We start from the raw sequence: 17,540 nt of genomic DNA, 5'->3' as shown, positions 1-17,540 counted from the left end.
GTATCGCAATGAAGTTCACCGACGGACAGTGGCTGCTGCAGCCTGGCGTCTCGGCCCACTACGCCAGCGAAGCCTATGCCGTGGAAGTCCACGACGACCGGCTGGTGGTGCTTGCCACCACACGGCCGATCAAGCACCGCGGCGACACGCTCGCCGGCCCCACGCTCACCCTCACGCTCAGCTCACCGATCGAAGGCGTGGTGCGCGTGAGCGTGGAGCACTACGCCGCCTCGCAGCCGCCGCGGCTGCATGTGCCGATGCCCGGCGCCGGCAAGCCGGCCGTGCGCACCACCGAAACCGACACCCATGCCACGCTCACCACCGGCCAGCTCACGGTGGAGCTGAAAAAGGGTGAAGGCTGGGACCTGGTGTTCCGAGAAGGCGACAAGGTGCTCACGCACAGCGGCTGGCGCTCTCTGGGCTACGTGCAGTGGATGGACAAGGGCAGCTTCGTGCACGAGCAGCTCGCGCTGGCCGTGGGCGAAAACATCTACGGCCTGGGCGAGCGCTTCACCCCCTTCGTGAAGAACGGCCAGGTGGTGGAGAACACCAACAAGGACGGCGGCACCGCCTGCGAGCAGGCCTACAAGGCCGTGCCGTTCTACCTGAGCAGCCGCGGCTACGGCGTGCTGGTGAACGAAGCGGGGCCGGTGTCCTTCGAGGTGGCCTCGGAGAAGACGGCGCGGGTGCAGTTCAGCCGCGAAGGCGAGAGCCTGGACTACTGCGTGATCGCCGGCCCCACACCCAAGGCGGTGGTGCAGCGCCTCACTGCGCTCACCGGCCGCGCGCCGCTACCGCCGGCCTGGAGCTTCGGCCTGTGGATGACCACCTCGTTCACCACCCAGTACGACGAGGCCACCGCCACCCACTTCATCGACGAGATGCAGCGGCGCGAGCTGCCGCTGGCGGTGTTCCACTTCGATTGCTTCTGGATGCGCGAATTCCAGTGGTGCGACTTCGAGTGGGACGCACGCGGCTTCCCCGACCCCGAGGGCATGCTCGCGCGCCTGCATGCCAAGGGCCTGAAGATCAGCCTCTGGATCAACCCCTACATCGCGCAGAAGTCGCCGCTGTTCAAAGTGGGCGCCGAGAAGGGCTACTTCCTCAAGCGGCCCAACGGCCATGTGTGGCAGACCGACCTGTGGCAGCCCGGCATGGCGATCGTCGATTTCACCAACCCAGGCGCCAAGGCCTGGTACCAGGGCCACCTGCGCCGCCTGCTGGCGATGGGGGTGGACTGCTTCAAGACCGACTTCGGCGAGCGCATCCCCAGCGATGGCGTGACTTACCACGATGGCAGCGACCCGGTGGAGATGCACAACCTCTACCCGCTGCACTACAACCAGGCGGTGTTCGAGGTGCTGCAGGAAGTGAAGGGCGAGGAGGCGATCGTGTTCGCCCGCTCCAGCTATGCCTCCGGGCAGCGTTTCCCGGTGCACTGGGGCGGCGACTGCTGGAGCAACTTCGAGTCCATGGCCGAGAGCCTGCGCGGTGGCCTGTCGCTCACCAGCTGCGGCTTTGCGTACTGGAGCCACGACATCGGCGGCTTCGAAGGCAACCCGCCGCCGGCCGTGTACAAGCGCTGGATCCAGTTCGGCCTGCTGTCCTCGCACAGCCGGCTGCATGGCAGCAGCTTCTACCGCGTGCCCTGGCTGGTCGACGAAGAAAGCTGCGACGTGCTGCAGGCCTTCACCCGGCTGAAGCACCGGCTGATGCCCTACCTGTACGCCAAGGCGATTGAGGCCAGCGAGACGGGCGTGCCGATGATGCGCTCCATGGTGCTGGAGCATCCCGGCGATCCGGCCTGTGCCACCCTGGACCGGCAGTACCAGCTCGGCGAAGCGCTGCTGGTGGCACCGGTGTTCACCGACAGCGGCGAGGCCGATGTCTACCTGCCCGGCACCGGCCGGTGGACCCACCTGCTCAACGGCCAGGTGCGCGAAGGCGGCCGCTGGTACCGCGAAACGCACGACTTCCGAAGCCTGCCGCTGTATGTGGCACCCAACACGGTGCTGCCCTGGGGCAGCGAGACCGAACGGCCGGACTACGACTACGCCAAGGGTGTGGTGCTGCGTGTGTTCGAGCTGGCCGACGGTGCCAGCGCTGCATTCACGGTGGCGGCGCCCGATGGCCGCATCGCCGCGCGCGGCACGGTGCGCCGAGAGGGCTCGCACTACACCGCCACGGTCACCGAGGGCGCGCTGCAGCAGTGGTGCCTGGAAGTCGGTGGCCGGCAAAGCCCGGTGCAGGAGGCCGGGAGCAGCTGCGCCTGGGCAGTGCCGGTGTGACGACCCTGGGACCCCTGGCACGCTGGGCGTGCGCGGTGCTCCTGGCATGGAGCTGCGTCGGCACCACCGCTGCCGGCGCGGCCAGCCGCGAACGGTTGTCGCTGGACCCGGGCTGGCTGTTCCACCGCGGCGACGTGGCGGTGCCGCCGATACGGGGCCACGGTGCCAGCTACGGCAATGCCAAGGCCGGCAACGCGCCGGGCGCCGCGGCGCCCGACTTCGACGACTCGGCCTGGCGGCGCCTGGACCTGCCGCACGACTGGGCGGTGGAAGGCCCCTTCGACCCGAACGAAAACGCGTCGCAGGGCTACCGCGCGCGCGGTATCGGCTGGTACCGGCGCTACCTGCAGCTGCCCGAATCCGACCGCGGCAGGCACCTCGAGCTGCAGTTCGATGCGATCGCCACACACAGCACGGTGTGGATCAACGGCATCGTCGTCAACCGCAACTGGTCGGGCTACAACGGCCGCAACATCGACATCACGCCCTACCTGCGCTACGGCAACGAGGTGAACACCATCGCGGTGCGGGTGGATGCCGACGCCATGGAAGGCTGGTGGTATGAAGGCGCGGGCATCTACCGCCACACCTGGTTGGTCAAGCGCGATGCCCTGCACATCGCCACCGACGGCGTGCACGCCAACCCGGTGAAGACCGGCCGCGGCTGGTCGCTGCCGGTGGAGGTGACGTTGGAAAGCAGCGCCAGGGCGCCCCGGGATGCGGTGGTGGAGGTGAGCCTGATCGACCCCGCCGGCACCGAAGTGGCCAAGGGCAGCGTGCGTGCGCGGGTGGGCGCGCTGAAGAGCGCCACCGCGCGCGTGAAGCTGGCGCCGCGCGACCCCCGATGGTGGTCGGTGCGCGATCCGCAGGTGTACCGCGTGCGCGCGCTGCTGCGCGAGGGCGGCACCGAGATCGATCGCGCCGAGGTGCAGACCGGCTTCCGCACGCTGCGTTTCGACGCCGAGCGCGGCTTCTTCCTCAACGGCGAGCCGGTCAAGCTGCAGGGGGTGTGCATCCACCAGGACCACGCCGGCGTGGGCGTGGCCGTGCCCGAGGCGATCTGGGCCTACCGGCTGCGCCGCCTGAAGGACATGGGCGTCAACGCGATCCGCTTCGCCCACAACGCGCCGGCGGCCGAGGTGCTGGACATGGCCGACCGCATGGGCTTTCTCGTGATGGACGAGAACCGCAACTTCAATCCCTCGCCCGAGTACCTGAGCCAGCTCACGTGGATGGTGCGGCGCGACCGCAACCACCCGAGCGTGATCCTCTGGTCGGTGTTCAACGAGGAGCCGATGCAGGGCAGCGAGATCGGCTACGAGATGGTGCGGCGCATGGTGGCGGCGGTGAAGGCGCTGGACACCACCCGCCCGGTCACCGCGGCCATGAACGACGGGCTGTTTTCCGACATCAACGTGGCCCAGGCCGTGGACGTGGTGGGCTTCAACTACCAGGCCGGCGCCTACGACCGCTTCCACAAGGCGCACCCCACGCTGCCGATCACCAGCTCCGAAGACACCTCGGCCTACATGTCGCGCGGCGAGTTCGCGACCGACCGCGCGGCTCACGTGCTCGACAGCTACGACGACCAGCCGGCCGACTGGGGCGCCACCCACCGCGACGCCTGGCGCGCCATCGCCGAACGGCCCTTCATCGCCGGCGGGTTCGTGTGGTCGGGCTTCGACTACCGCGGCGAACCCTCGCCCTTCGAGTGGCCCAGCGCCGGTTCGTTCTTCGGCGCGATGGACCTGTGCGGCTTCGCCAAGACGGCGTTCTACCTCCACCAGGCGCAGTGGGTGCACGACCGCCCGGTGGTCAAGCTTGTGCCGCACTGGAACTGGGCGGGCCGGGAGGGTCAGCCCATCAAGGTGATGGTGGCCACCAACGCGCCGCGCGTGCGGCTGCTGCTCAACGGCGCCGTGGTCGGTGAGCAGGATGTCGACCGCTTCGAGATGGCGACCTTCCAGGTGCCCTATGCGCCGGGGTGGCTGGAAGCGGTGGCGCTGCGCGGCAACGCCGAACTGGCGCGCGACCGGGTCGAGACCAGCGGCGCGCCCGCGCGACTGGTGCTGGAACCCGAGCGCACCGCGCTGGCCGGTGACGGGCTGGACGCCGTGCCGGTGACCGTGAGCGCCGTCGATGCGCAAGGCCGGCCGGTGCCCACGGCCAACCTGCATGTGCGCTTCGAGCTGGAAGGCGAGGGCGCGATCATCGGCGTGGGCAACGGCGACCCCAATTCGCACGAGGCCGACAAGGCCGGCGAACGCAGCCTCTACAACGGGTTGGCGCAGGTGATCGTGCAGAGCCGCCGCGGCGGCGGCGGCGCTCTCAAGCTGCGTGCCGTGTCGCCGGGCCTGCAGGACGCGCAGGCCCTGCTCGAGCTGCGGGCGGCGCCTGCGCTGCCGGCGGTGCCCGGTGCCCAGCCCACCACCACGCCGCCGTACTGGCGCATCTCGCCGCCGCAGGCCGAGCGGCCCGATCCTCACCAGGTGCTGGCCGACAGCGACATGAACACGTGGGGATGGGGTGCGCCCCCGATGAAGCAGCAGCCGCAGGCGCTGCCCTGGCGCACCTACCGCGCCGAGCTGCGCCTGCGCGCCGACCGCAACGACGGCCACGCACGCCTGAGCTTCCTCGAGATCGCGGGCCGGGCCGAGATATGGGTCGACGGCGTGCGCGTGGCGGAAAAGACCAGCGCCTCGCCCGGGCCCTTGTCGGTACCGCTGGCTGCCGGGCCCCTGCGCCGTGAGATCACGGTGCTGCTGCAGTCGCAGCCGGGCCAGCCTTCGGGCATCGTGGGCCGGGTGATCGTGGAGGCCGGCCCGTGAGACCGGCAGCCTGGCACCGCTGCGTGGCGGTTGTGCTGTTGGCGCTGTGCGCGATGGCGCAGGCCACCGCACGCGTGGAGACCCCGCTCGACGGCCCGTGGCGCTTCCAGCGTGCCGACGTGGCCGGCGCGCAGGCGCCGGGCCTGGACGACAGCGCCTGGCCGCAGGTGACGCTGCCGCACACCTGGAACGCGGTGGATGGCGAGGCTGGCGGTGCGTACTACCGCGGGCCGGGGTGGTATCGCCTGGCGCTCGTGCGCCCGGCGGCGGCGGGCGACCGGCGCAGCTTCCTCGAGTTCGACGGCGCGGCGCTGGCCGCCGACGTGTGGGTCAACGGCCGCCATGCCGGGCGCCATGACGGCGGCTACGCACGCTTTCGCTTCGATGTCACCGGGTGGCTGCAGGCCGGCCGCAACGTGGTCGCGGTGCGGGTGGACAACGGCACGCTGCCCACGGTGGCGCCTTTGGGCGGCGACTTCACGGTGTTCGGCGGGTTGTATCGCCGGGTGCGCCTGGTGGAGACTGCCGCCGCACACTTCGACCTGCTGGACCATGGCAGTCCGGGCCTGGAGGTGGCCACCACCGGCATCGCGCCCGCGGGTGCGAACCTGCAGGTGAAGGCGCGCCTGCGCAACGACACGTCCGCCACGCAGAGCCTGGTGCTGCGGGTGGCGCTGCGGGATGCGGCGGGGCAGGTGGTGGCGCAGGCGGACCAGGCGTGGCGGGTGCCCGTGGCGACCACCGAAACCGCCACGCTGGCGCTGCAGGTGAGCAAGCCGCGCTTGTGGCAGGGGGTGCACGATGCCTACCTCTATCGGCTGACGGCCGAGGTGCTGCAGGGCGAGAAGGTGGTCGACCAGCTCGCCCAGCCGGTGGGCATCCGCACGATGGCGGTCGATCCGCAGCGCGGCTTCTTGCTCAACGGAAAGCCGTATCCGCTGCACGGCGTCAACTACTTCCACCCCGGGCGGCCGGGCAAGGGCCTGGCCGTGGTGGATGCAGAGATCGACGAGGACCTGCGGATCCTGCAGGAGCTGGGGGTCACCGGCCTGCGGCTGGTGCACTTCCAGCATCCGCAGCGGGTGTACGAACGCGCCGACGAACTGGGCTTCGTGCTGTGGACCGAGATCCCGCTCAACAGCGCCCTGCACGACAGCGACGCCTTCCGCAGCAACCTCGCTCAGCAGCTGCGCGAGCTGGTGCGGCAGAACCGCCACCACGCTGCGGTGGCCGTGTGGGGCGTGGGCAACGAGGTCTACCGCTCGGACGAGACCGTGCGCGCGCTGCTGGCCGAGCTGCACACGCAGCTGAAGCAGGAGGACCCGCAGCGCCTCACCGCCTATGCGCACTGCTGCGCCGCCGATGACCACCCGATGGCCCTGCAGGCCGACCTCACCGGCTACAACCGCTACTACGGCTGGTACGACGGCCAGCTCTCCGACATCGGCCCGTGGGCCGATGCGCTGCACACGCGCCTGCCCACGCGGGCCATCGGCATCAGCGAATACGGCGCCGGCGCCAGCGCGTTGCACCAGCAGGATCCGCCGCAGCGGCCCCAGCCCGCCAGCCGCTGGCATCCCGAGCAATACCAGGCACTGTTCCACGAAGCCTACTGGCCGCAGATCCAAGCGCGCCCCTGGTTGTGGGGCAGCTTCGTCTGGGTGGGTTTCGACCTCGCTTCGGCCGGCCGCAACGAGGGCGACCGGCCCGGCATCAACGACAAGGGCCTCATCAGCTACGACCGCCAGATGCGCAAGGACGCCTACCACTTCTATCGTGCGCACTGGAGCCGCACGCCCATGGTCCACATCGCCAGCCGGCGGTTCACGCCGCGGCCCGCCGGGCCGGCGACATTGAAGGTCTACACCAACGCCGAGCGTGTGACGCTGGCGCTCAACGGCCGGCCGGTGGGCACCGCCCATGCCGCGGACGGCATCGCCGTGTGGCGCGATGTGCCGTTGTCGCCGGGCCGCAACCTGCTCGGTGTGCGCACCGACGCCGGAGCCACCGACTCGGTGGTGTGGGTGGGCACACCATGACGCACTTGCGCATTGCCGCGCTGCTGCTGGCCGTGGGCATGTCGGCCTGCAGCACGCCGCCCGTGCCCCCGGCGGCGGGGGCGATCCAGGTCAACCAGGCGGGTTTCGTGCCCGGCGCGGCCAAGTGGGCCGCCGTGCCCCCGGCCGGTGGCGCCGCCTTCTCGGTGGTCGACGTGCGCACCGGCCGCGAGGCCTACCGCGGCGTGCTCGCTGCGCCGGCCACCTGGGCGCCGGCGCAGCAGGCGGTGCGCATGGCTGACTTCTCCCCACTCACCACGCCGGGCGAGTACCGCCTGCAAGTGGACGGGCTGGCCGACTCGCCGCGTTTCACGATCGCGCCGGATGCGTATGCCGCCTTGAACGCGGCGGCGCTCAAGGCCTACTACTACAACCGCGCCGGCATCGCCCTGGAGCCGCGCCATGCCGGCCCCTGGGCACGGCCTGCAGGCCACCCCGACACCCACGTGCTCGTGCATGCATCGGCCGCGGGACCGGGCCGGCCGGAAGGCACCGTGATTTCCTCGCCCAAGGGCTGGTACGACGCCGGCGACTACAACAAGTACATCGTCAATTCCGGCATCACCGTCTACACGCTGCTGGCCGCCTACGAGCACTTTCCGCAGTTCTTCCGCGCGCAGGCGCTGAACATTCCGGAAAGCGGCAACGGCCTGCCCGGCCTGCTGGACGAGGCGCTGTGGAACCTGGACTGGATGCTCACCATGCAGGATCCGGCGGACGGCGGCGTGTACCACAAGCTCACCGACAAGGGCTTCGACGGCGCGGTGATGCCGCACCAGACCGGTGGCCAGCGCTACGTCGTGATGAAGAGCACCGCGGCCACGCTGGACTTCGCGGCCGTGATGGCGCAGGCCAGCCGCGTGTTTGCCGCCTTCGAGGCGCAGCGGCCGGGGCTTTCTGCGCGCATGCTGGCGGCCGCCCGGCAGGCCTGGCGCTGGGCGCAGGAGCATCCGGCGGTGGTGTACCGCCAGCCGCCCGACATCCACACCGGCGGTTATGACGACAGCCACCTCGCCGACGAGTTCGCCTGGGCGGCGGCCGAGCTCTACCTGAGCACCCGCGACGATGCCTATCTGGCGGCGATGAAACCGGCCGAGGCGACGATGGGCGTGCCGGGTTGGTCGGACGTGGGGGCGCTGGCCTGGATCTCGCTGGCCCACCACCGGGAGCGCCTCACGCCGGCCGCCGACCGTGCGCTGGTCGAGCGCCGCATCACCGGCCAGGCCCGGCAACTCGCCGACGCCTGGCAGGCCTCGCCCTACCGGGTCGCCATGCAGACCGGCGACTTTGTCTGGGGCAGCAACGCCGTGGCGTTGAACCAGGCGCTGGTGCTGGTGCAGGGCTACCGCCTCACGCGCGAACGGCGCATGCTGGATGCCGCGCAGGCGGCGCTGGACTACGTGCTGGGCCGCAACCCGCTGGGCCTGTCCATGGTCACCGGCATCGGCGAACACTCGCCGATGCACCCGCACCACCGGCCTTCCATGGCCGATGGCGTGGCGGCGCCGGTGCCCGGTTTCATCGTCGGTGGGCCCCATGCAGGCCAGCACGACGCCAAGGACTGCCCCGTGCCGTATGCCTCCAAGGCGCCCGCCTTGTCCTACATCGACCATGACTGCAGCTACGCGAGCAACGAAGTGGCGATCAACTGGAACGCGCCGCTGGTGTATGTGTCCGCTGCGCTGCAGGTGCTGACCGATCCGCACTGATGAACACCATGACCGACTCCACCTTGCCCGTCCCCCTCGCGACCCCGGGCGCCCCGCGCATGCGCCACCCGCTCGCCTGGGTGCCCAGCCTCTACCTCGCGATGGGCCTGCCCAACGTGATGGTGGGCGTGGTCGCGGCCATCCTCTACAAGAACCTGGGCGTGTCCAACGAGGACATCGCGCTCTACACCTCGCAGATGTACCTGCCCTGGGTGTTGAAGCCGCTCTGGGCGCCGCTGCTGGAGCCTTACCGCACCAAGCGCTGGTGGGTCATCAGCATGCAGTTCGCGATGATGGCTTCGCTGGGCCTCGTGGCCTTCTGCCTGCCGCTGGACGGGTTCTTCAAACTCTCGCTCGCCTTTTTCTGGATCACCGGTTTTGCCTCTGCCACGCAGGACACGGTGGCCGACGGCGTGTTCATGACCACCATGCCGCTGAAGGACCAGGCGCGTTATGCGGGCCTGCAGGGCATGTGCTGGAACCTGGGTGCGGTGATCGCTTCGGGCCTGCTGGTGTCGCTGACCGGCTGGCTGCACGGCCACATGGGGCTGGACTGGGTGCAGTGCTGGATGATCGTGGTGTCGGGTGCGGCGCTGGCGATGGGCGCTTTTGGCCTGTGGCACCTGCGCGTGCTGCCGCCGGGCGCGCCTTCGGCCATTCAGGGGCAGAGCGTGGGCGTGGCCTTCACCGCGCTGCGGGCCTCGTGGGTGTCGTTCTTCCAGAAGCCGCAGATCTGGATGATGCTGGCGGTGATCTTCTTCTACCGCTTCGGCGAGGGCTTCATCGAGAAGTTCGGCCCGCTGTTCCTGCTGGACCCGCGCAGCGCCGGCGGACTGGGGCTGAACAACGAGTCGCTGGGCCACATCAACGGCACGGTGGGCACGATCGCCTTCATCGCCGGCGCCTTCCTCGGCGGCTTCCTGGTGGCGCGGCGCACCTTGCCGCGGTCCTTCTTCGTGCTGGCGCTGGTGCTCAACGTGCCGCACCTCACCTTCTTCTACCTGAGCCAGGCGTTGCCCGACAACACGCTGTGGATCGGCTTCATCGTGGCGCTGGAGAAGTTCGGCTTCGGCATGGGCTCGGTGGGCCACATGCTCTACATGATGCAGCAGGTGGCCCCGGGGCCGTTCAAGATGACGCACTACGCCATGGCCACCGGCGTGATGGCGCTCACCAAGTGGTCCACCGGCACGGTGAGTGGCTGGGTCTGGGGCCTGGTGGGGCACAACTACACCACCTTCTTCGGCCTGGTGCTGCTGTTCTCGGTGCCCCCCATCGTGCTGGCCTGGCTGGCGCCGTTTCCCCAGCGCGACGACGAGGCGCCTGGCCACCGGGCGTGAGCTGCGCCACTGCGCTGGGGATGCCGCAGCGGGCCGGGCAGGCGCGATAGACGGGCTTGGTAGAATTGCGGTCGATTCGAGGGGCGGCATGGGCTGCCTGCTCGGCACCCAAAGCCAACACCGGACCCGGTGAGCCGTTGCCTCAACGCTCCACCGGGTTTTTCGTTCCTTCGCTCGCCACATGCTGCGAGAGCCACCCCGCACACGTTTCACCGGTCCGGCGCTCATTCGCCTGCTCACCCAGTTCGGCCTCGTCGATGCGCCTGAATCGACCCAGGGGCTGGCCGACGGCTTGAGCCAGTGGCTGGCGTGGACGGACGCAATTGCCTTGTCGGCCGCGCTGGACGGCGGTGCGCCCGCCCCCACGCCGGCCGCCACGTGCTCCTTCAGCTTGGCCGGCGCGGAGCGCGAGTTCGCGCGCGTGCGCACCACGCTGGCCGAGGCGATCGACGCCGACTTCCTGCCCGCCCTGGCGCGGCCGCAGCGGGGCAGCGCGCCCGCGCCGGCCATCGACACGACCACCCGGCCAGGCACTGACTACGCGCCGTACCGCCAGCGCCACCTCGCGCGGCAGAAAGCGATAGAAGCGGGCATCGCCCGCCTGCGCGGCCAACTGCGCGGCGCCTTGGCCGGCGGCGCGCCGCCGCTGCGAAAGCTCGCCGCGGTGGACGCCGTGCTGGAGCAGGTGGTCGGTGCGCGGGAGCAGCATCTGCTGTCCAAGCTGCCTTCGTTGCTGGAAAGGCACTTCGAGCGGCTGCGCCGCGCGGCCGGCGCATTGGCCGCGCCAGGCGTGTCCGATGCGCTGCCGGCGCCCGCGCAACCCACCGCCCCAGCCTGGCTGGACGTGTTTCACAAGGATCTGCACCAGGTGCTGCTCGCCGAGCTGGAGCTGCGGCTTCAGCCGGCCGAAGGCCTGCTGGACGCGCTTCGTTCGCGGCAACCCGCTCACCATGAATAAACCTCTCTACTACGCCACCGGGGCCGCAGGCGCTGCGGCGCTGTGCTGGATCGCCGCCGGTTACGGGGGCAGCCATCCGCTGGCGCTGGCCATGACCGCGCTGATCGCCGGCGTCTATGCCTGGGGTGTGCTCGAACTGCAGCGCTTCCGTGCTGCCACGGCGAGCCTGGCGCAGGCCGTGGCGGGGCTGAACGAGCCGCCACCAGCGCTGGCGGCCTGGCTGGAGCGGCTGCACACCAGCTTGCGCAACCCGGTGCGCCTGCGCATCGAGGGTGACCGTGTCGGCCTGCCCGGCCCGGCCATGACGCCGTATCTCGCCGGCTTGCTCGTGCTGCTGGGCATGCTGGGCACCTTTCTCGGCATGGTGCTCACGCTCCAGGGCACCAGCATGGCGCTGGAGAGTTCGAACGACCTGCAGGCCATCCGCGCCTCGCTGGCCGCGCCGGTCAAGGGCCTGGGCCTCGCCTTCGGCACCTCGGTGGCCGGCGTGGCAGCCTCGGCGATGCTGGGCCTGATGTCCGCCCTGTGCCGGCGCGACCGGCAGCTGGCCGCACAGGCGCTCGATGCCGCCATCGCCACCACGCTGCGGCCGTTTTCCCTGGTGCACCAGCGCGAACAATCGTTGCGGCTGCAACAGCTGCAAGCCGAGTCCCTGCCCGCGCTGGCGAGCCAGCTGCAGGCGCTGATGGCCACGATGGAGCGCCAGAGCGAGGCGCTGGGCGCCCGCCTGGCGGCCGAGCAGGAGCGCTTCCACAGCCAGGCGCAGGCGGCGTACACCGGCCTGGCCGAGTCGGTCGACCGCTCCTTGAAGGCCAGCCTCACCGAAAGCGCCCGCGTGGCCGCCGCCAGCTTGCAGCCGGCGGCCGAGGCCACCATGGCCGGCATCGCGCGCGAGACGACGGCGCTGCATACCGCTGTCGCCCAGACGGTGCAGCAGCAGCTGGACGGCCTGTCGGCGCGCTTCGATGCGGCCACCAGCCGCGTGGCCCACACCTGGGAGGCGGCGCTTGGCCAGCACCAGCGCGCCGGCGAGGGCCAGCTGCAGGCGCTGCAGGCCACGCTGGCGCAGTTTGCGCAGACCTTCGAGCAGCGTTCCGCCGCGCTGGTGGCAGCCGTCGGCCGCGCGCAGGCCGACGAGCATGCGGCCCTGGTGTCGGGCGACACGCAGCGGCTGGCCGCCTGGACCGAGGCGCTGCAGGCGCAGGCCGGCAGCACCATCGACCAGATCACCCGGCTGGTGAACACCGCGGCCGAGGCACCCAAGGCGGCCGCCGAGGTGATCGCGCAGCTGCGCCAGAGCCTGTCCGACAGCCTGGTGCGCGACAACGCGATGCTCGACGAACGGGCTCGCATCCTGCAGACGCTCTCCGGCCTGCTCGACACGCTGAACCATGCCTCCACCGAACAGCGCGATGCGATCGACACGCTGGTGGCGTCGTCCACGCAGCTGCTGGAAGGCGCCGGCGCGCGCCTGGCCGAGCAGGTGCAGGCCCACAGCGGCCGGCTCGACGATGTGGCGGCGCAGCTCACCGGCAGCGCGGTCGAGGTGGCCAGCCTGGGCGAGGCCTTTGGCCTGGCGGTGCAGCTGTTCAGCCAGTCCAACGACAAGCTGATGGCCCAGCTGCAGCGCATCGAAGGCACGCTCACCCAGTCCATCGCCCGCAGCGACGAGCAGCTGGCCTACTACGTGGCCCAGGCGCGCGAGATCATCGACCTGAGCCTGATGTCGCAGAAGCAGATCGTGGACGAGTTGCGGCAGCTGTCGAGCCGCCAGGCCGCCGCGCTGGGCGAAGCCTGAATGCACTGACATGGACGAACTCGACGGTGGCATCGAGGGCAACGCGCCCGTGTGGGCGGTCTTCGGCGATCTGATGGCCGGGCTGCTGGGCGCCTTCGTGCTGATCCTGGTGTGTGCGCTGGGCATGCAGCTCGACCTGGCCAGCAAGCTCGAAACCGAGGTGAAGCAGCGCCAGGCCGAAGCGCAGCGCCGCGAGGCCCTGGAGCGCGCCCTGGCCGGCCCGCTGGCGGCCGGCCGCGTCACCTTGCACAACGGCCGCATCGGCATCAGCGGCAGCGTGCTGTTCGCCTTCAATTCCGCCGAGCTGCAGCCTGAAGGCCGCCAGCTGCTCAAGAGCCTGGCCGCGCCGCTGGCGGCCTACCTGCAGGCGCGCGACGAGGTGCTGATGGTCAGCGGCTTCACCGATGACCGCCAGGTGCGCGGCGGCAACGGGCGTTTTGCCGACAACTGGGAGCTGTCGGCCCAGCGTGCGCTCACGGTCACGCGGGCGATGATCGAGGAGGGCATCCCGGCCTCGTCGGTGTTTGCCGCGGCCTTCGGCGCGGAGCAGCCGGTGGCTTCCAACGCCGATGCCGAAGGGCGTGCGCGCAACCGCCGGGTGGAGATGGCGCCGGCCCCGCGTGCCGGTGCCACCCGCACCAGCGCCAAGGCACCATGACGGCCGCCGCTGCGCAAGGCGCCGATGCCAGCGCCGGTGACGCCGAGCACGGCCTCGAGGCCTCGCTGGCGCAGGCGCGCGAGCGTGGTGACCACACGTTCGACCCGGTGCGCTTTCGTGTGATCGAGGCCATGGCCCGGCGGGCGGCCGGGCGCGATGGCGCCGCTCGCCGCATCGTGCATCGCAAGGCGATGCAGTTGCTTGCGGCGTATGTGCAGGACCTCTGCCAGGCGAACGTCGCAGCCGATCAGGCGCCCGGGCCGGCGCCGGGTGGTGATCGCAGTGCGCTGAGGCAGCTGGTGGACCGCCTTGCGCGCCCGGCACCGGCGGGCGCCGCGCCAGAGCTGCAGGCGATGAAGCAGTTCCGCGGCACCTGGGCCCGGCTGAAGGCCGAGCAGCGGCTGACGCAGTCGCTGGCCAAGGTGCCGGCCAATGCGGGCCCGCTGAACTCGCACCACCTGGTGCACCGGTCGCTCACGCTGATGAAGGCGCTGTCGCCGGAGTACCTGCATGTCTTCATGGCGCATGCGGACGCGTTGCTCTGGCTGGAGCAGGCCACCTTGCCCGCGCCGGCCAGGGCCCATGACACACCCGCCCGTGCATCGGGCGGTCGCAAGCCGCAGCGCGGCCGGGGCTGAACGGGCAGCGCTCTCGGGGCGCGGCTTGCGCGTGTCGCCTGAAGCGCGGCGGCGGGAGCCCGTCATCACGCAGCCGGGAAACCACCCCACTGCAGCCGCTGCGAAAAGAAGCGCAGGATCTCGTCGCGCGCGTCCAGCGTTGGTTGGCCGGCCTCATCGATCAGGTGCGCGGTCACCACGCTGTGCGGGCTGGCCACCACCTGCTTGAAGAAGGGTGGCGGCTCGGGATGGGCCGCGCTGTCGGGCAGCACGCGGGCCACGAAGCGGGGGCCGAGCGCCTGCGCATAGGCCTGGAAGCGCTGGGCGGTGCACCACTTGTCACCTTCGAACCGGTAGCCCATGACGGTGAGGTCCTCGGCCTCCAGGCGATGCCGGATGGCGGCCAGCTCGGTGTCCGGCAGGCCCACCGCGCCGGGTGCGTCCAGCGGCAGCGTGGGCTGGCACACCACCGGCGCCAGGGTTGCTGGCTCCAGCATCAGGCTGAGCGCGAAGTTGCCGGTGAAGCACATGCCGATCGCGCCCACGCCCGGGCCGCCGCATTCCTGGTGCGCCAGGCGCGCCAGCTGGCGCAACCAGGCGATCGCCGGGCTGGCAGAGCCGGCTTCCAGCGCGCGGAACTCGGCGCTCACGCAGGCGCGCTTGAACACCGCCACGCCTTCTTCGGCCGAGGGCACGGCGCCGTCCTGGCCAAACAGCGAGGGCATGAAGACCGTGAAGCCGGCGTCGCGCACCCAGCGGCTGAAGCGCGCCACCTGCGGGCTGATGCCCGGCATCTCGGTCATCACGATCACCGCGGGGCCGGTGCCGGCAACGTAGACCACCTTGCTGCGCTCATCGAGCTTGATCGTTCGGCGCTCGAAGTCGAGCAAGGCGTCGGGGCTGTAGGAAGGCGGTGCGGTCATGCGGTCGGGGTGGCAAAAAACACCGCCCCATTGGACTGGGCCGCCGCCGCGTGCGCAGGCGCCAGGCCGGACATCTTCCAGGCGTTTTCGGCCAGCGTCTTACCCGCCGGTGCCGCTGTCACGCGCCTGGGCGCGCCGGTGCAGCACGCCGTTGAGCTCCGCGCCGAAGAGCAGGGTGACGGCGCTGGCGTACAGGAACACCAGCAACGCCACCACGCCCGTGAAACCGCCGTACACCAGCATCAGCTTGCCGGCCGCGCGCAGCACGTGGGAGAGCAACTGCGCCGCCCCCAGCCACAGCAGCGGCCCCGCAATCGCACCCGGCAGCACCGTGCCCAGGCGCTGCGGCAGGTCGGGCAGCCAGGCGTACACCAGGGCGTACAGGATCGCCAGCACCACGAACGCGGAGCTGTAGCGCACCCCGCCGCTCAGCCACACGGCTTCGGCCGGTGTGTCCGCGGTGGCGGCGATCAGCTGGGCCACATACGGCATCACCACCACCGAGCTGAAGGCCGCCAGCGTGCCCAGCCCCACCACCACGGTGAACAGCGTGACCTTGATGCGCGCCTTCCAGAACGACAGGCCGCGGCTCACGCCATAGGCCTTGTTCACCCCGGTGCGCACCGCCTGCATGCCGGAGGAGGCCGCCCACAGCGTGCCGAACACGCCGATGGCCAGCAGCGCCTGGCTGCGGTGGCCCAGCACCTCGCCGATCACCGGATGCACGGACTGCTGCACCAGCGGCGGTGCGTACTCGAGCACGCGCATGACCATGTCGGCGGCGGTGCCCGGCTGGCCGATGAAGGCGGCGGTGGCCGACACCAGGATCAGCAGCGGGAACATCGCCAGCACCGTGGAAAAGGCGATGCTCCCGGCCTGGCTGCCGCTCTGGTGCTCGATGTAGTGGCGGATCGCCTGCACCCACACGCCGATCCACGGCGCCTGGCTGATGCGTTCGAGGAGGTTGTGCAAGGGCATGGTGGCGCGGTCTCCCTGCCGCACAGGCAAGCGCCGCGCCACACCACGAAGCAGGCTTGCCGCGGCAATGGGCATCGGGATAATCGCCGGCTTTTTGCACGCGCTTTTCTGCACGATCCGGCATGCCCACTTCCCAGCTCTCCGTCTACTTCTTCGCGCAGGCCGCGGTCATCGTGCTCGCGTGCCAGCTGGTGGGCCGGCTGGCGCGCAGGCTGGGCCAGCCCCAGGTGGTGGGCGAGATGATCGCCGGCGTCATGCTCGGCCCGTCGCTGTTCGGGCTGCTGCTGCCGCAGCTGCAGCAGGCGCTGTTTCCCAAGGCGACGATGGGCATGCTCTACGTCGCGGCGCAGCTCGGCGTGGGGCTGTACATGTTCCTGGTGGGCACGGAATTCCGCGCCGACCATTTCAAGGCGCGCGCCCGCAGCGCGATGAGCGTGTCGCTGGCGGGCATCCTGGTGCCGTTCGCGCTGGCCTTTGCGTTGGCGCCCTGGCTGCACACCGTGCCCGGCCTGTTCGCAGAGAAGACGAAGCTGTTCGAGGCGTCGCTGTTCCTCGGCGCGGCCATTGCCATTACCGCCTTCCCGATGCTGGCGCGCATCATCCATGAGCGTGGCCTGGCCGGCAGCTCGCTGGGCACGCTGGCGCTCACGGCCGGTGCGGCCGACGACGCGGCCGCCTGGTGCATCCTGGCCATCGTGCTGGCCAGCTTCGGCGGCTCCTGGATGGGCGCCTATGCCGCCATCGGCGGTGGCGCCGCGTTTGCCGTCTTCATGACCACCGTAGGCCAGAAGCTGCTGCGCCGGCTGGCCCACGGGCTGCGGCCGGATGCGCCGCTGCCTTCCAGCGTGCTGGCGGCCGTGCTGGTGCTTTTCTCGCTGAGCGCCTTTGCCATGGACGCGATCGGCATCCACGCGGTGTTCGGGGGCTTCCTGCTGGGCTGTGCGCTGCCGCGCGGCCCGCTCACCGAGAAGCTGAAGGCGATGCTGCAGCCCTTCGTGGTGGTGTTCCTGCTGCCGATGTTCTTCACCTACTCGGGCCTGAACACGCGGCTGGGCATGCTGCTGGACCCGGCGATCCTGGCGGCGGCCGTGGTCATCCTCGCCGCATCCTTCGGCGGCAAGGGCATCGCCTGCTGGGGCGCCGCACGCCTGAACGGGGAACCGCAGCGCGACGCCATGGCCATCGGCGCGCTGATGAACGCCCGCGGCCTGATGGAGCTCATCATCATCAACATCGGGTTGGCCGCGGGTGTCATCCTGCCCGGGCTGTTCTCCATCATGGTGCTGATGGCCGTGACCAGCACCTTGATGGCCACGCCGCTGTTCAACTGGATCATGCGGCGGGAGGCGGCGCGTGAAGCGCTGGCCGCCGCCTGAGGTGGCTGCG

12 protein-coding genes are annotated in these 17,540 nt (G+C 70.6%); 10 read left to right on the top strand and 2 right to left on the bottom strand.

Translation table 11 applies throughout. From position 1 onward, the window contains the following. The first annotated feature begins 8 nt into the window (after positions 1-8). The 9 genes from yicI (at position 9) to VPH43_RS07530 (ending at position 14,274) form a co-directional block, all read left to right on the top strand. A complete protein-coding gene (gene yicI, locus VPH43_RS07570) occupies positions 9-2,288 on the top strand; it encodes an alpha-xylosidase (protein WP_328577070.1) in 2,280 nt (759 codons plus the stop codon). Continuing rightward, a complete protein-coding gene (gene galA / locus VPH43_RS07565) occupies positions 2,285-5,116 on the top strand; it encodes a beta-galactosidase GalA (RefSeq protein WP_328577069.1) in 2,832 nt (943 codons plus the stop codon). Before yicI ends, galA begins: the two co-directional genes overlap by 4 nt. After that, a complete protein-coding gene (locus tag VPH43_RS07560) occupies positions 5,113-7,155 on the top strand; it encodes a glycoside hydrolase family 2 protein (RefSeq protein ID WP_328577068.1) in 2,043 nt (680 codons plus the stop codon). Before galA ends, VPH43_RS07560 begins: the two co-directional genes overlap by 4 nt. Then, positions 7,152-8,882 (top strand): glycoside hydrolase family 9 protein, encoded by a 1,731-nt coding sequence (locus VPH43_RS07555; RefSeq protein ID WP_328577067.1) that lies wholly within the window; start codon positions 7,152-7,154, stop codon positions 8,880-8,882. The genes VPH43_RS07560 and VPH43_RS07555 overlap by 4 nt, the downstream gene beginning before the upstream one ends. A gap of 59 nt (positions 8,883-8,941) precedes the next feature. Next, positions 8,942-10,222 carry an MFS transporter gene (locus tag VPH43_RS07550; RefSeq protein WP_328577066.1) on the top strand — a complete coding sequence of 427 codons (1,281 nt, stop codon included), beginning with the start codon at positions 8,942-8,944 and terminating at the stop codon, positions 10,220-10,222. Positions 10,223-10,403: 181 nt separating this feature from the next. Then, positions 10,404-11,180 (top strand): DUF3348 domain-containing protein, encoded by a 777-nt coding sequence (locus VPH43_RS07545; protein WP_328577065.1) that lies wholly within the window; start codon positions 10,404-10,406, stop codon positions 11,178-11,180. Then, positions 11,173-12,978 (top strand): DUF802 domain-containing protein, encoded by a 1,806-nt coding sequence (locus VPH43_RS07540; RefSeq protein ID WP_328577064.1) that lies wholly within the window; start codon positions 11,173-11,175, stop codon positions 12,976-12,978. The genes VPH43_RS07545 and VPH43_RS07540 overlap by 8 nt, the downstream gene beginning before the upstream one ends. 10 nt (positions 12,979-12,988) lie before the next feature. Further along, positions 12,989-13,636, top strand: coding sequence for an OmpA family protein (locus VPH43_RS07535; RefSeq protein ID WP_328577063.1), 648 nt, complete (start codon positions 12,989-12,991; stop codon positions 13,634-13,636). Next, positions 13,633-14,274 carry a DUF2894 domain-containing protein gene (locus tag VPH43_RS07530; RefSeq protein WP_328577062.1) on the top strand — a complete coding sequence of 214 codons (642 nt, stop codon included), beginning with the start codon at positions 13,633-13,635 and terminating at the stop codon, positions 14,272-14,274. Before VPH43_RS07535 ends, VPH43_RS07530 begins: the two co-directional genes overlap by 4 nt. Positions 14,275-14,339: 65 nt before the next feature. On the opposite strand, the gene VPH43_RS07525 is transcribed toward VPH43_RS07530, so the two are convergent. Continuing rightward, a complete protein-coding gene (locus tag VPH43_RS07525) occupies positions 14,340-15,176 on the bottom strand; it encodes a dienelactone hydrolase family protein (protein WP_328577061.1) in 837 nt (278 codons plus the stop codon). Positions 15,177-15,275: 99 nt separating this feature from the next. Then, entirely contained in the window at positions 15,276-16,154 is an 879-nt protein-coding gene (locus VPH43_RS07520; RefSeq protein WP_328577060.1) for a YihY/virulence factor BrkB family protein, read from the bottom strand. Positions 16,155-16,276: 122 nt separating this feature from the next. On the opposite strand from VPH43_RS07520, the gene VPH43_RS07515 reads away from it, so the two are divergent. Further along, positions 16,277-17,530 carry a cation:proton antiporter gene (locus VPH43_RS07515; protein WP_328577059.1) on the top strand — a complete coding sequence of 418 codons (1,254 nt, stop codon included), beginning with the start codon at positions 16,277-16,279 and terminating at the stop codon, positions 17,528-17,530. The last annotated feature ends 10 nt before the right edge of the window (positions 17,531-17,540 follow it).

This window comes from Ideonella sp. BN130291 (assembly GCF_036231905.1).
Classification (GTDB): Bacteria; Pseudomonadota; Gammaproteobacteria; order Burkholderiales; family Burkholderiaceae_C; genus CAMLIZ01.
Note: the sequence above shows the minus strand (reverse complement) of the source record. Positions and strands in the feature narration are given on the sequence as shown.

Coding starts and splice junctions, on each gene's coding strand:
- VPH43_RS07535 (WP_328577063.1), top strand. CDS start 12,989: ATGGACGAACTCGACGGTGGCATCGAGGGCAACGCGCCCGTGTGGGCG.
- yicI (WP_328577070.1), top strand. CDS start 9: ATGAAGTTCACCGACGGACAGTGGCTGCTGCAGCCTGGCGTCTCGGCC.
- VPH43_RS07530 (WP_328577062.1), top strand. CDS start 13,633: ATGACGGCCGCCGCTGCGCAAGGCGCCGATGCCAGCGCCGGTGACGCC.
- VPH43_RS07540 (WP_328577064.1), top strand. CDS start 11,173: ATGAATAAACCTCTCTACTACGCCACCGGGGCCGCAGGCGCTGCGGCG.
- VPH43_RS07545 (WP_328577065.1), top strand. CDS start 10,404: ATGCTGCGAGAGCCACCCCGCACACGTTTCACCGGTCCGGCGCTCATT.
- VPH43_RS07525 (WP_328577061.1), bottom strand. CDS start 15,176: ATGACCGCACCGCCTTCCTACAGCCCCGACGCCTTGCTCGACTTCGAG.
- VPH43_RS07555 (WP_328577067.1), top strand. CDS start 7,152: ATGACGCACTTGCGCATTGCCGCGCTGCTGCTGGCCGTGGGCATGTCG.
- VPH43_RS07520 (WP_328577060.1), bottom strand. CDS start 16,154: ATGCCCTTGCACAACCTCCTCGAACGCATCAGCCAGGCGCCGTGGATC.
- VPH43_RS07550 (WP_328577066.1), top strand. CDS start 8,942: ATGCGCCACCCGCTCGCCTGGGTGCCCAGCCTCTACCTCGCGATGGGC.
- VPH43_RS07515 (WP_328577059.1), top strand. CDS start 16,277: ATGCCCACTTCCCAGCTCTCCGTCTACTTCTTCGCGCAGGCCGCGGTC.